We start from the raw sequence: 13,314 nt of genomic DNA, 5'->3' as shown, positions 1-13,314 counted from the left end.
GGCAAACTGCCTCACCTGATTGCCCGCTAGGTCATAGAGGTAAGTGGTATCGTCGCTCAAAGAATAGGCCACCAGTCGCTGGCCATCTGCACTGAAGGCTCGAAAATAGCCGGCAAACTGCCTCACCTGATTGCCCGCTAGGTCATAGAGGTAAGTGGTATCGTCGCTCAAAGAATAGGCCACCAGTCGCTGGCCATCTGCACTGAAGGCTCGAAACTCGCCGGCAAACTGCCCCACCCGATTGCCCGCTAGGTCATAGAGGTAAGTGGTATCGTCGCTCCTGGAATAGGCCACCAGTCGGTTACCCGTAGGACTCATACCAACGTCATCGAACTTGAACTGCGAAAAAACATTATTTGAGAGGTCATAGAGGTAAGTGGTAGCGTCGCTTCTGGAATAGGCCACCAGTCGCTGTCCATCGGCACTGAAGTCTCGAAACTCGCCGGCAAACTGCCCCACCTGATTGCCCACTAGGTCATAGAGGTAATTGGTATCGTCGCTCTCCGAATAGGCCACCAGTCGCTGGCCATCGGCACTGAAGTCTCGAAACTCGCCGGCAAACTGCCCCACCCGATTGCCCGCTAGGTCATGGAGGTAATTGGTATCGTCGCTCAAAGAATAGGCCACCAGTCGCTGGCCATCTGCACTGAAGGCTCGAAAATAGCCGGCAAACTGCCTCACCTGATTGCCCGCTAGGTCATAGAGGTAAGTGGTATCGTCGCTCAAAGAATAGGCCACCAGTCGCTGGCCATCTGCACTGAAGGCTCGAAACTCGCCGGCAAACTGCCCCACCCGATTGCCCGCTAGGTCATAGAGGTAAGTGGTCTCGTCGCTCCTGGAATAGGCCACCAGTCGCTGGCCATCGGCACTGAAGGCTCGAAACTCGCCGGCAAACTTGGTGCGCTGGGAAACAGCGTTCGTGGCAACTCGCAGTGCAAGCAGCGGACTAATTGCCGGGTAGTCACTCAAGCTCAAAGAGGAGCTAGGCGAATCAGCTTGTTTGATTAGCGCCTGCAACCCCTCCCCGATCTCAATCGCTTTAATCAAAGTTGCCAGTTCTCTAAACCTAACCGGCTGTAAACGCATCAAGGCATTGCCTTGGCGCTCTAGCCTTCCCCCCTCGCGGGCAATCTCTTGCTCTAATTGAGCTTTTGCTTGCTCTTGTTGGGCCTTTGCCACTTCTGCAGCCGCCTCTTGTCGCCGTTGCTGCGCCGTTTCAGCCGCTTGCTGTGCTTCGGCATAATCTTGCTGCGCCCGCTGCGCCCGGCTTAAAGCGATCTGCTGCGCTGCTAGAGCCTCCTGCCGTTCTACCTCTGCTCGCTGCCGCTGCCGACTGGCCTCTCCGCTCTGCTGCTCAATTTCTGCTTTCTCATCCGCCAGGGTCTGCTTCTCCGCCTCCAGTCCCTTCACCTGCTGCTGAATCTCGATCTTTTCATTCTCGGCTGCTCCTAGCTCCTCACTTAGTTGCGCTCTTTCTGCTGCAACCGCATCCCGTTCGGTCTCTACCGCAGCTCGCTGCGTCTCCGCCAAATCCAGTTTTTCCTCTGCTTTAGTTCGCTGTGCCTCTGCTCCAAAGAAGCCAAACAGCGCAATTCCGGCCATCACCGTGGCAATTCCCGCTCCCGCCCCGCTCAAAACTAGCCGTCGCCGCGCTTTGGTGTTGGCGTCTGCGAGGATCTGATTCGCTGCCTGAATCGCGCGCTTATCCTGCTTCTCGCTCTCCGTCAAAAAGCGATAGTCCACCTGCCCCAAACTCTTGCCCATCGCCCACGCCTGCGCCGCCTCCAGCGCCTGCCCCACCAGCAGCCGCGAATCATCGGTATAGTCGGAGACAATCCAGGCGGCAATGGCCTCGCCATAGGGCCGCAGCTCTGCCAGTCGCCCCTGCACCCAAGCCTGATCAAACACCGCCCCGTAGATGGGGTTATACACCCGCAGCCGTCCCCGATCTTCCACCACCAGCCCCGACAGCCGTAGCTCGATCTGAGCCGGATCGCCCGTTGCCACGATGCTGCCCTCTCGCAAAATCTGCTGATACAGCCCCAGCAGCCGCCCTGCCATGCGCTCATCTCGCAGTAGCCGATCTCGGATGGTGCGCAAATGTTCTGGCTCGTCTTGGGCTTCCCAGTTAGTTAAAATTCGCCGCTCTACCAGAGACGCAATCTCGGTTTCGGCCTCTCCTACCGCGATCGGCTGCGCCTCGTTGACGACTAGCCGACAGAGTTTTTGGGTTAGCAGTGGCTGTCCCCCCGTCCAGTTCAAAATTGCTGCCATTACCTCAGTAGGCGCTGCCGCCACCGCTGTCAGCCCCACCGCCAGCGGCCCCACCTCTTCCAGCTCAAAACCATGCAGATCAATCGCCTGGCCGATATTAAACGGCGTCCGGTTTTTGTCCTGAATCAGGTCAGAAGGCGTTGTCACCCCCAGCAGGGCAAACGTCAGCCGTTTATAATCCGAATTTTCTGCCCGCTGGTTGTAGCAGGCCCGAATCAACGCAAAAAAGTCATCCTTAAACTCAAGCCGCAGAATGCTGTCAATCTCGTCGATGAAGATCACCATCGGCGTCGTGACCTCCTGCAGCAGCACCTCTTCTATGAATTCTCCCAGCCGCTGCACCGGCGACAGCTCCGCATGTTCTCGCCACCAGCCCATCGCCTTCACCCCAAAGCTACGGGCCAGCCGCCGCACCACCCCCTGATACCACTGGTCGGGCGTAATTCCCTGACTGCCAATCGAGGTAATATCGATCACGCCGCAGGCTACCCCCCCTGCCTGCAGCGCCTGCATCGTATGCACTCGCAGACTCGACTTGCCCATCTGCCGGGAATTAAACACATAGCAAAACTCCCCCGCCCGCAGCGCCGCACAAAAGGCCCGATCTGCCTGCCGCTCCACATAGGTGGGCGCGTTCTTCTCCAGACTGCCGCCTACCTGGTATTTGTAGCTGCCATCAGGATTCATATCTCAACCCACCTCAGAACGTTCCTTGTGTTTCCCGTCTAGGCCTGTTGTGCCCCCTATCCCTCAACTCGTCCGCCGCGCAAATGCTCCCGAAAATACTGCTGATACAAACTGTTGCGCGGCGTTGCCTCATTGCGCTGCAGCCGAATCAGCCCCATACTCTCCAGCTTGAAGGCCAGATCCGCTTCCAAATCCACCGGGCGACTGCGCCGTACCACCTCCCGGCAGGCCGTGGCTAGCTCCGGATAGCGCTTGAGATTCAGCAAATGCCGCCGCAGATGATCGCTGTAGATCCCCGCCTCCGTTGGCCCCGTCTCCAGCAGCGCCGCCAGCGTTAGATCCTGCCGCCGCAGATGGTAGAAGCCCTTGCGCAGCAGGTAGGGGTGGCCGCCCACCAGGTTCATAAGCTGACTCACCTCCGCCTCCCCCAGCGGCAGGTCATAGCGATGGGCCAGGTTTTGCACCTGCTCTGCCTTTAGCTCCGGCAGCTCCACATTCTTGCCCACATTAAACGGCGACTGATTAATCTCCAGCGGCACGTAGGCTTCTGTGGAATGCACCACCACCAGCCGCAGCTTTTCCCACAGCTCGCTGCCCATATCCCCATAGCGCGCCGCCTCATACCACGATCGCAGCAGCCCAAAAAAGTCATCTGCTACCTCCCGGTGCGGAAACACCAGATCCACCTCGTCTAATGCCAGCACAATCGGTTCCTCAATGTCGCTCAGCAGACACTCATAGAAATAGTCATTGCAGCGATCTTTCACCCCCATGCTGGCATCCCAGTAATCCTTCAGCTCATCTAAGCGCTGCAGCCGTCGCCCCACTCGCCCGCAGAGCCAGTGCAGCAGCTTATCGAGGTCGGTAAACATCTGGCGATCGGCCCGCTGCAGGCTTACCGGAATGGCCCGGTAGCCCTGACTCTGAGCATGGTGCAAAATTCGCGCCATCAGAGAAGTCTTGCCCATCTGGCGCGGCGCTTTAATCCGAATCAGCGCCCCCGGCTGCAAAATCTCCTCAAAACAGTCCGCCTCAATCGTGACGCTGGCCTTGCCGGTATCCGTGCTGTAGCGTTCCACATAGAGTCCAGAGGTCAGCGGCACCGAGCCGCCCGGTTCTCGCTTTAGCTCTGGCTCGGCCACCGGCAGCGGCGGCTGATCCGGCGCATCTACAAACACGCGGCTGCTTTCTGGCGGTTCCACCGCTGGCGGGGCCGAGCCGGCGGCAATGAGCTGCAGCACCTCCTGCACCAGGGGCAATGTATCTTCTGCAGACTGCCACTGGCGCTGCTGAATCCGGTTGAGATAGCCCCGCAGGGCATAGGTCAGCGGTGAGTCCAGCGGAAAGCTAACTCGAATCGGTAGAATGATGGGCCGCTGCTCGCTGCGTTCTTCCTGCAGTTCCTTGGCTCGCTGCACCTCCGCCATCACCATCTCGCTCACCACCGACTGCGGCGACAGCAGCAGCAAAAAATAGTCGCTCCGTTCTAGCTCCTGCAAAATTCGCTGGGCCCACAGCTCCCCCAGTTGGATACTCGATCCGGCCAAAAACGGCTGATGTCCCGCCGCCATTAGCTCCTGATAAAACGTCTGGGCTAAGCCCTGATCTGGATCTTGGGCCCGGTAGCTGATAAAAACGCGATCGCCCCCCTGAGCCGGTTCCTCACCACCCCCCTTGATCACCGGCGTCAAATGCTCCGGTATCCCTGCCGCCAGAATCGCATTGCTCCCCACCTGAAACGCTTCTGGGTAATCCAGTCCGGCAAACAGACCGTCATAAAAGCCCACGGCAAACTCCCGTGCCGCTTCATCGCCGATCGCCTGGTTCATACCAATCACGATCGCCCCCTGAGCCTGAATTGCCTCTGCCTGCACGTCGCTGTAGCAGGCATTGAGCACGACGCACTCTAGATTCTTGCAAACGGCAAACAGGCCCGCGATCGCCTCCGTACTTAGCAGCTTAGCCGTTCCGGTCTCATCATCTTCTAGCGCCAGCCCCTCTATGCCTAGACCGTGGCCACAAAAGTGCAGAATATGGGGCTTTTCATCCAGCAGCGATCGCCGCCAGTCTCGCGTATCGACGGCAAACTGGGTTTGCACCCCGTAGCGATCGCGCAACTGCGATCGCTCCCAGCTCCGCTGAATCTCTTTAACTTCCTTTTCAAGGCGCAAGCGGCTTGTGTCGGTAGGATTGGCCGCTAAGACCAGAATCTTTTTGACACCCATTCAGGCAAACAACGGCAAGTTGTAAAGTCTGCCTCATCTTAGGCCCAGTTTTTATCAAGCAGCTCAAACAACATATTTTTCTATACAAATTGCCAATCCTGTAAGCAGATGGAGCCAATAAGGGTGCTGTTAGGCATAGCCGTAACACACCAGTCTGCGAGGCTGAAGAATACTCAGCGCTCAGCCTGAAACCTGCGGCAGCAGCCAGCGATCGATATCTTGCAAAACCCGCTGCGGAATTTCCCAGGGAAATAGGTGGGCCACGTTAGCATAGCGGTGATACTCACAGTTCGGCAGATGTTGGGCTGTTTCTAGGCTAGAGGCGGGCGTAATATGGCGATCGCACTCCCCAAACAGCAGCAGACAAGGCACTTCGATTTGATGCAAATCTTCCAGCCGGTTGTAGCCCTGCCTGAGCGCCTGCCTAAGCGCCTGGTTCGCAAATTTAGACGTTTGCAAAAAGGCTGGCAAGCCCTCAAAAGCTAGCTTGCGATAGGCAAACTCCGTATGCTGCTGAATTAGGTAGCGGTAGAGCGATCGCTGGCCGAACGTGTCAATATTCCACTGCCAGGCCGGCAAGAAGCGGTTGACGATCGCGGCAATGCCCGTATACAGATTATCCTGCCAGGTAACAGGCGGATGGCTGCTGCGGGGGCGGGCGGCGGTAGCAATTAAAATTAAGCCCTGAACGCGCTCAGGATAGGTCAGCGCCAGCTCCATTGCCAAAATGCCGCCCAGCGACCAGCCTAAGATCCAACAGCGCTCAATCTGCTGCTGGTCTAGCAACTCAACCAAATCCGAGAGATGATCGGCCATCGCAAAAGGCTGTCGCGCTTGGCTGGTGCCATATCCCCGCAGATCAGGCGCCAACGTTTGAAAGCGCTGGCTGAGATGACCGGTAAACACGCTCATGCTCTGGCCGCTGCCGGGATGACCGTGTAGACACAAAATGGGAGTGCCTGATCCGGCAATCTGAACCGCTAGCCCCATTTACTTCTCAGCTCGCTGACTGTCAGGCCGCTGGCGAATCTTTTCGACAAAGAAATCTTCTAGGGAGGGCCGCGAAAGCTGCAGCGTGGCGATCTTGCCGCCCATCAGCCGCACGCTGGAGAGAAAATCATAGGGTTCTCCCTGCAGATAGCCCTGCCAGTAGCCGCCCTGAAATTCTAGGTTGGTCATCCATTTTTTCAGCACGTCTAAACTGCCGCCTCGGCCTTTGACAAAGTAGCGATTGGGATCGCCCAGCAGCTCAGCCAGGCTGCCGCTGCAGACTAGCTCACCGCGATCGAGAATGGCAATGCGATCGCAGATTAGCTCCACATCTGAGAGGACGTGGCTATTAAAGAAAATGGTTTTGCCCTGAGCCTTCAGCGACAGAATAATCTCTCGGATGCGGTAGCGACCTAAAGGATCTAACCCCGACATCGGCTCATCTAAAAACACGACTTCTGGATTGTTGATCAGCGCCTGAGCCATGCCCACCCGCTGCAGCATCCCCTTGGAATATTGACGTAGCTGCTTTTTCTTCGCCGCTGCCTGAGATAGCCCCACCAGGTCAAGCAGTTCTGGAATCCGCTGCCGCTGCACCGAGCGCGATACGCCAAACAGCCCTGCCGTGTATTTGAGAAATTCCCAACCCGTCAAGAAGTCGTAGAAATAGGCATTCTCTGGCAAATAGCCCACCCGCTGCTTCACGGCGCGATCGCCTACTGGCTGCCGCAGCAAAAAGGCTTTGCCCGCCGTGGGGCGAATAATTCCCAGCAAGATTTTGAGCAGCGTGGTCTTGCCTGCTCCATTTGGCCCCAACAGGCCAAAGGTTTCGCCCTGATAAACGGCTAGGGAACAGTCTTGCAGAGAAGAAACCTTCTGTGTCAGCCAGAAGCCCGTACGATAAACCTTTTTGAGGCCGCTGGTTTGGACAACCAAGGGGCGATCGCTGGCCGTTGACTCATCGGCTGGCAGTGTAGAAACCTCGCTCATAACTTATAGATGTCAGGCTAGAGTAGGTTAGAAAAGAAATTCTAGGGGCTAACTAAGACCGATGGAGCGATCGAAGATTGTTGCCATTATTACAGGAGTACTGTCTCTGCTGCTAGCAGTCGGCTATCTCCTGCTGGTACAAATTTTAGACTTTCGCGGCGAAATGCTGCCCGCTCCGCAGGAGGATTTAGTCGGCAAACCGCTATCTGCCGAGCCGTTGCCGTCTGTGGCTGCTGACCAACCCAGCCCAGAAATTCCCCAGGCGCTGGCCGATCGCTAGCGTGTAAGTTACAGCCAGCCAGACAGGTCGCGATCGATCAAAGCTTGAAGCTGCAAAATATCCTTGCGGTAGCGCTGACGCAGCCGTTGTTTAACGTCAGTTTCGAGTTTGGGCTTACTCAGACTGGCTTCTACCGCTTTGGTCCACAGCGCCCGCCGCTTCTCAGCCGAGAAAAAGGGCTGTATAAAGGGCTTGATGGCGCTTTTAAGCGGGTGGGGCTGGTGAATAAAGTTATAGAGAGTTTGATTGTGGGGAATGCCGGAAACGGCATCTTTGGCTGAGGTTTCCGGCGCAAAGCTGGGGTCTACCTCTAAAAAACGAAAAATATCCTGGGTGAGAGCCAGCGTGTCTTGCTTGAAGTCGTCAAATAGGTAAATGCGAATTTGCGATCGCTCAAAGCAGCTGAAATAGTTCTGCAAATAGTGGCCGTAAAGCCCTTTTTGAAAATAGCCAAAAGGCTGAGGGCGATTTTCATCCGCCTCTAAAGCCTCCGCAAAGGTGGCAGCCGTTTCCAGCTCTTTGCGTCTGAGAAACAGGTAGTGAGAATAGGCGCGGCTCACCGGGTTGCGGAGGACCGCAATCAGTTTGACATCGGGAATAGCAGCGCGAATGAGCCGGGGCGATTGCTCATGGCATAGATAGCTCACTGAGGCTTCACCGATCGCTTTTTCGTCTTGGACCTTAGCGGGCGATCGCTGAAAAAAGTGCTGATAGGCTTCTAGGGTTTTAATCCGCTTCGGCTGGGTGATATCAAAGCTGTCTGGCGGTAGAAAATAGTTGGGTTCTTTTTTGGGGCTGATGTAAACGTCTGGGTGCTGCCGCAGATAGTTGCAGAGCGAAGTTGATCCGGCCTTCATCGCGCCAAAAATAATAAAGTTGGGCATTGAAGCTGAAGACATAGGACACACTCCGGCAAGAATTGAACTCTAGCATTCCCTGGCAGGACTGAAGATCTCTAAAATACAGCCTCAAGCCGGGGAGCCGCGCCCCGGTTTATGCGCTACTGCCCAACTGATGCGATCGCCCCCCAGATCTGGTCTAATTTGCTCCAGCTAATACGTTTTCTACGGTTCTTCTGGACTCTCTCGCAGAGGCGCGACTACCTTAGCGATCGCTTCCTGCACGAAGGCTTTGATAAAGGCATCGCGGCGGTTGAGCTGAAATTGCTGCTGCACTACTTCACCGATGCCGCCATCGCCCCAGTCCTGGTTTTGCCGAAAATATTCGACAAAGCTTTTGCCGGCAATTCGGGTGAGATAGGCGGCACTAGCGCCCTGGATGGCCCGGCTGGCCAGGGCCGTAGCGATATTAACCTGCATTCCCACTGAGAGTAGCTGCATAGCGCCCTTGACAATGCCCAAGCTGGTCAGGGTCTTTGCTAGGGAGAAAGCCAGTTCTTTCCCTTCTGCCAGCGTTACCTCACAGCCATAGACCCGGCCCAGTTCCACCACCATTTGGGCGTTGACTGCCGCCGTCGCCAGCAGGTCAATTCCGGGCAGGGGCATGGCCGCGATCGCCCCGGCCCCTAGCCACTGGTAGCGATCAATCACCGCGTCAGCCTGGGCCTGTCGCTGCTGGGCAATTAGCTGCCGCGCTTCTTCACTCAGCCGCTGGGCCTGCAGCAGGATATTGTCAGCAATCAGAATCGCCCCCTCTTGCCGCAGTAAAGCCGCTAGGCGCTGTAGCAACGGCCAAATCTCTGGTTCAGGCTGCCAGAGTGTCCCATCTTCTAGCCGAAAAGATTGGGGATTGGCGGCAACTGGAATGAGGTCATCCGGGGCAATAGTACCGCGCAGCCGCTGGCGCAGCCGGGCCAAGAGCTGAGCTAAATCAGCTTCCGGGTAGCGATCGATTTTGTTGAACACCAGCAAGGATCGCTTACCGATGGCTGCCAGCGATCGCAATAGCTCAAATTCCGACTGGCGCAGATCGTCATCAATTACAAACAGCAGCAAGTTGGCCTCGGTGGCGAGCTGCTTCGCCTGCTGCTCTCGCTCCGTCCCGGCGACTCCGGCTTCCAATAGGCCAGGGGTATCGGTCAGTAAGACCTGCCAGTCGCTGGTGGGAACGGCTAGGCGGTAGGTAGCACCCACGGCGGTCGTGCCCATCGGTGCTCCCACTTGGCCCACCCTTTCCCCTAGCAGGGCATTGACAATCGAGGTTTTACCGGCTGAGCCAGTGCCAAAAACCACAATATGCAGTTCGCCCTGGTTCAGGGACGCAGAAATGGCCTGCGATCGCGCTAAGATAGCCTGCCGCGCTACCTGATCCTGAATTTGAGCAACCTGCTGTTGAACCGCCTGGAGCGAAACCTGAGCGGCTTCTGTTTTGGTGCGAGGGGGCGCTATGGGGGGCGATCGCCGTCGCTTTGGCCGCAAAAATAAATAGCTGTAATAGAGCGTGCCGCCCAGCGCTAGCAGCAACAGCAGCAGCAAGGCCCACACCACTAAGTTAGCCAGCAGGGGCGACCACAGCGCGATGCCGTAATAGAGCCGAGAAAAAGCTTCTACTAGCCAAATTAGCATCCCCAAAACCAGGAGGATGCTAATTGCAATCAGCAGAAAACGGAGCCAGCGCGTCATTTCCCAGATCTAACACAAAAGCCGCAGCAGCGCCGCGGCTTAGTCAATTCGCTGAAATTTTGTCATCTGATGGGAACCTCAACTGAGTTAACATCCCACGGGTTCAGACAGTCAGCTATTTACTAGCAACTGAGCTAGCTTTAGAGTCTAAGGCAAGGGGTTTCTAGAGAAGCTAGAGCTGCGATTGTTTTCGCGAGGCTTCGCTTTATTGACGCGCAGCTCCCGTCCCAACCACTCGGCTCCATCTAGTTCAGAAATAGCTAAGTCTTCCTTTGACTCGTCCGCCATTTCTACAAACGCAAACCCTCGCTTACGACCGGTTTCTCGATCTACGGGTAAGCTAATGCGAACAACTTCACCGTATTCAGTAAAGACGTCCCTTAAATCATCTTCACTTGCCTGAAAAGACAAGTTGCCAACGTAAATCGTCATGATCCTCTCCAAACTAAGCATCGACCTGAAGACATTCGGAGAGAACTTTAAGCAATGCTAGAGCAGTCACTTGAAAACATCCATCTACCGAACCTTCGGTGACATCATATCCGATCTATTAAAGATATGCAGTAGCCAAAGATCACATCTGCCCGCAGCAGCTTGACAATAAGGTGTTTTTATCAGTACATCAGAACTTCATGCCGTCGTTTCATGGTCAGTGGCGATCGCTCGCCTAACCAGCAAAATGTGGCAGTCGCTGTGCTGGGCAATTTCTACGGGAATATTGCCTTTCAAAACGTGGCTGAGCAAGCCTTCGCGGCTGGCCCCCAGCAAAATCGCGTCGCTTTTATGGGTCTGGGCGAGCTGGGTGATGGCGGTGGCAATCAGGTCGTGCTGGACGGTAACGGTTTCAACCGAGGCTTTAAGCTGCGTCTTTAACTTGCGGGCAGTCTGGTGAAGCTGGGGCAGCGGATTGTGAGAGCGAGCTTCTTGGGGGGTGGAGATGTGGCAGAGACAGACCTGTGGCTCTCCTAGCTTAGACAGGGCTGGGAGTAACTGCAGGGCTTTTTGAGCGTTGGGGCCACCGGCCAGGGGCAGCAGCCAGCGGTGGAACTGAGCTGACTTGCCGGGCCGAAAAACAATGACGTGACAGGGAGCCTGCCGCACAATCGTATCGACAACGGTGCCTAAGATGCGCCCCGGCGTATTGCTACGACGCTGCCACTCCATCAGAATTAAATCGATGTGCCGCTCTTTGACAATTTCCAGCAGGGTATGGCCGACTTCATGGGCTACTCGCACCTGAGTATGGAGCGGCAGGTGGTAGCGATCGCTTACCTGCTGGGCTAGCTGCAGCAGATGGCGGCTGTCAGCTAGATCAACGGCGACCTCAGCCGGAGATAGCCCCCGCTGCACCAGCACGACGTGGACGCACTCCAGCTCATAGTGATAGTGGTGGGCGATCGCGGCGGCAACTTCTAAAAGCTGAGCTGCGGCCTTGAGATCGTTGAGCGGAACCAGTAGGCGGCCATGTCCCAGGGCGGGGGCGCGGGTCTGATAGGCCAAATAAGAAGGTTCCGACTGGGGGCCGGGTTCGACTTCTTTGCCGCTGACCTGATCGGACTCGGCCCGGATGATGTCACCTCGGGTAATGATGCCAACGAGATGGGAGCCTTCTAAGACCGGCAGGCGGCTAATTTTGAGCTGGTTGAGCAGGTGTAAAACCTGGGTCAGGGAAGCATCTGGGCCGACCGTGACCGGATCGGGGGTCATAATATCCGCTAGCTTGAGAGAGGAGTCGAGGCTGTTGCCCACCTTACTCAGATCGGTTTGGGTGACAATGCCTACCAGCTTGCCCTTATGCGTCACCGGAAAACCGCGATGGTGCGATCGCGAAAAGGCCTGCATCACCTCGGCTAAAGCCAAACTGCTAGAGAGCGTTTCGACTCGCTGCCGCATCAGATCCGCTGCTTTGAGCTTGGCCCAAGGATTGCTTTCAGAGGGAGCTTGCTCTAGCCGAATACCTTGGCTTTCCAGCAAACGGGTATAGATAGAGCCGGAATCCATCTGAGCGGAAATCAGATAGGCGATCGCCGCGCCAATCATCAGCGGCAGCACCAGATTGAAGTCGGTTGTCATCTCAAAGACAATGACAATGGCCGTAATCGGCACCCGCGTCACGCCGCTAAAGAACGCGCCCATCCCCGTCAGGGCGTAAGTGGTGGTGCTGGCCACTTCAGTAAAACCAGCAAAAGACTGCACCGCCTGGGCTAAGAAGCTCAGCAAGCAGCCTAGAGCCGAGCCTAAAACTAGGGCGGGCGCAAAGATGCCTCCTGCAGCTCCTGAACCGTAGGCCAGCAAAGTGAGGCTGAACTTAGCCACAAAGGCGATCGCAATGAGCTGCCAGCCAGCCTCTCCCGTGATTAAAAACTCCCGCAGTCCCGTATTGTCAATCGCCGCCACCGGCAGCAGCAGCCCCACGATGCCGGTCACTAGCCCCGCCAGCCCTACCCGCCAGGCCAGCGAAACCCCTCTCATTTGACGATAAAGCCCCAGGCTGAAGAAAATACCTCGGCGGAATAAAGCCCCTAAAAGGCCAGAGAGTAGTCCCAGCAAAACCAGAAACGGTAAATCTTGAACAGTGAGAGAAACCTGAAACGTAGACATGCTGAGGTTAAGGCCCTGCCCGCCCAGCAGCCGCGACACCACCGCTCCGATAAATGAAGCCAGAATGGCAGTGCCCAGGGTCAGATCGGAAAAGTCCTGTAGCAGCTCCTCAACCACGAACAAAATGCCCGCGATCGGCGCATTAAACCCGGCGGCTAGCCCGGCGGCGGCCCCGGCGGCAATGAGCTGCTGCCGGTATTCCGGCGACGTGGGTACCCAGCGGCTAAACTGGGCCGCCAGGGCCGCTCCAATTTGGACTGTCGGCCCTTGGCGACCTAGAGAGAGCCCCGACCCCAGCGCCAGTACCGTACTTACCAGCTTGACAACGGCGACTCTCAGGTTGAGAGGAATGCTGACGTAGCCCAGTACCGCTTTGACTTGAGGAATGCCGCTGCCGCTAGCTTCAGGGGCAAGCCAGGTAATCAGCCAGCCCGCCAACCAGCCGCCGCCTAAACCCATTAGGGGTAGCAAATACCAGGCCTGCTCGATTTGAGCGGTGCGCCAGGCCGTCAGCCAGCTAATTCCCTGTTTCAGAAAAACAGCCGCCAGCCCCGAAACCAGGCCAATTATGCAGGCTTCTGCAATGGCAATTCGCTTTGGCCCCAGTAGATGACGGGTTCCTTTAGCAAACAGCATGAACTATAGAAAGATTCTCAAGTCGGCCCCATGAGACGAAAGCATAGCG

9 protein-coding genes are annotated in these 13,314 nt (G+C 56.5%); 1 reads left to right on the top strand and 8 read right to left on the bottom strand.

Features of this window, described 5'->3' with window-relative positions; all coding sequences use genetic code 11:
• The 4 genes from QJQ48_RS16170 to QJQ48_RS16155 form a co-directional block, all read right to left on the bottom strand.
• On the bottom strand, positions 1–2,961 hold a 2,961-nt coding region (locus QJQ48_RS16170), incomplete at its 3' end, for an AAA-like domain-containing protein (RefSeq protein ID WP_346292274.1).
• Positions 2,962–3,017: 56 nt separating this feature from the next.
• Positions 3,018–5,186: an AAA-like domain-containing protein gene (locus tag QJQ48_RS16165; RefSeq protein ID WP_346292273.1), complete on the bottom strand. Its 2,169-nt coding sequence runs from the start codon at positions 5,184–5,186 to the stop codon at positions 3,018–3,020.
• 180 nt (positions 5,187–5,366) lie between these two features.
• Positions 5,367–6,176: an alpha/beta fold hydrolase gene (locus QJQ48_RS16160; RefSeq protein WP_346292272.1), complete on the bottom strand. Its 810-nt coding sequence runs from the start codon at positions 6,174–6,176 to the stop codon at positions 5,367–5,369.
• Positions 6,177–7,166 (bottom strand): ABC transporter ATP-binding protein, encoded by a 990-nt coding sequence (locus QJQ48_RS16155; protein WP_346292271.1) that lies wholly within the window; start codon positions 7,164–7,166, stop codon positions 6,177–6,179.
• A 61-nt stretch (positions 7,167–7,227) separates the two neighbouring features.
• On the opposite strand from QJQ48_RS16155, the gene QJQ48_RS16150 reads away from it, so the two are divergent.
• Positions 7,228–7,446 carry a hypothetical protein gene (locus tag QJQ48_RS16150; RefSeq protein WP_346292270.1) on the top strand — a complete coding sequence of 73 codons (219 nt, stop codon included), beginning with the start codon at positions 7,228–7,230 and terminating at the stop codon, positions 7,444–7,446.
• 8 nt (positions 7,447–7,454) lie between these two features.
• Here QJQ48_RS16150 and QJQ48_RS16145 read toward each other — a convergent pair whose 3' ends face one another.
• The 4 genes from QJQ48_RS16145 to QJQ48_RS16130 form a co-directional block, all read right to left on the bottom strand.
• Positions 7,455–8,345 (bottom strand): sulfotransferase domain-containing protein, encoded by an 891-nt coding sequence (locus tag QJQ48_RS16145; protein ID WP_346292269.1) that lies wholly within the window; start codon positions 8,343–8,345, stop codon positions 7,455–7,457.
• Positions 8,346–8,510: 165 nt separating this feature from the next.
• A complete protein-coding gene (locus tag QJQ48_RS16140) occupies positions 8,511–10,028 on the bottom strand; it encodes a YcjF family protein (RefSeq protein WP_346292268.1) in 1,518 nt (505 codons plus the stop codon).
• A gap of 147 nt (positions 10,029–10,175) precedes the next feature.
• Positions 10,176–10,460, bottom strand: coding sequence for an RNA-binding regulator (locus tag QJQ48_RS16135; RefSeq protein WP_346292267.1), 285 nt, complete (start codon positions 10,458–10,460; stop codon positions 10,176–10,178).
• 198 nt (positions 10,461–10,658) lie between these two features.
• Positions 10,659–13,265 (bottom strand): chloride channel protein, encoded by a 2,607-nt coding sequence (locus QJQ48_RS16130; protein WP_346292266.1) that lies wholly within the window; start codon positions 13,263–13,265, stop codon positions 10,659–10,661.
• Between the last annotated feature and the right edge of the window lie 49 nt (positions 13,266–13,314).

It is taken from the genome of Sphaerothrix gracilis Ecp01, from assembly GCF_030405905.1.
GTDB classification, from domain to species: Bacteria; Cyanobacteriota; Cyanobacteriia; order Phormidesmidales; family Phormidesmidaceae; genus Sphaerothrix; species Sphaerothrix gracilis.
The sequence above is the reverse complement of the archived record's forward strand: the minus strand, read 5'-3'. Positions and strand labels throughout refer to the sequence as shown.

Excerpts from the sequence above, each read along its gene's own strand:
- QJQ48_RS16135 (WP_346292267.1), bottom strand. The coding sequence starts at position 10,460 with ATGACGATTTACGTTGGCAACTTGTCTTTTCAGGCAAGTGAAGATGAT.
- QJQ48_RS16160 (WP_346292272.1), bottom strand. The coding sequence starts at position 6,176 with ATGGGGCTAGCGGTTCAGATTGCCGGATCAGGCACTCCCATTTTGTGT.
- QJQ48_RS16140 (WP_346292268.1), bottom strand. The coding sequence starts at position 10,028 with ATGACGCGCTGGCTCCGTTTTCTGCTGATTGCAATTAGCATCCTCCTG.
- QJQ48_RS16130 (WP_346292266.1), bottom strand. The coding sequence starts at position 13,265 with ATGCTGTTTGCTAAAGGAACCCGTCATCTACTGGGGCCAAAGCGAATT.
- QJQ48_RS16145 (WP_346292269.1), bottom strand. The coding sequence starts at position 8,345 with ATGTCTTCAGCTTCAATGCCCAACTTTATTATTTTTGGCGCGATGAAG.
- QJQ48_RS16165 (WP_346292273.1), bottom strand. The coding sequence starts at position 5,186 with ATGGGTGTCAAAAAGATTCTGGTCTTAGCGGCCAATCCTACCGACACA.
- QJQ48_RS16150 (WP_346292270.1), top strand. The coding sequence starts at position 7,228 with ATGGAGCGATCGAAGATTGTTGCCATTATTACAGGAGTACTGTCTCTG.
- QJQ48_RS16155 (WP_346292271.1), bottom strand. The coding sequence starts at position 7,166 with ATGAGCGAGGTTTCTACACTGCCAGCCGATGAGTCAACGGCCAGCGAT.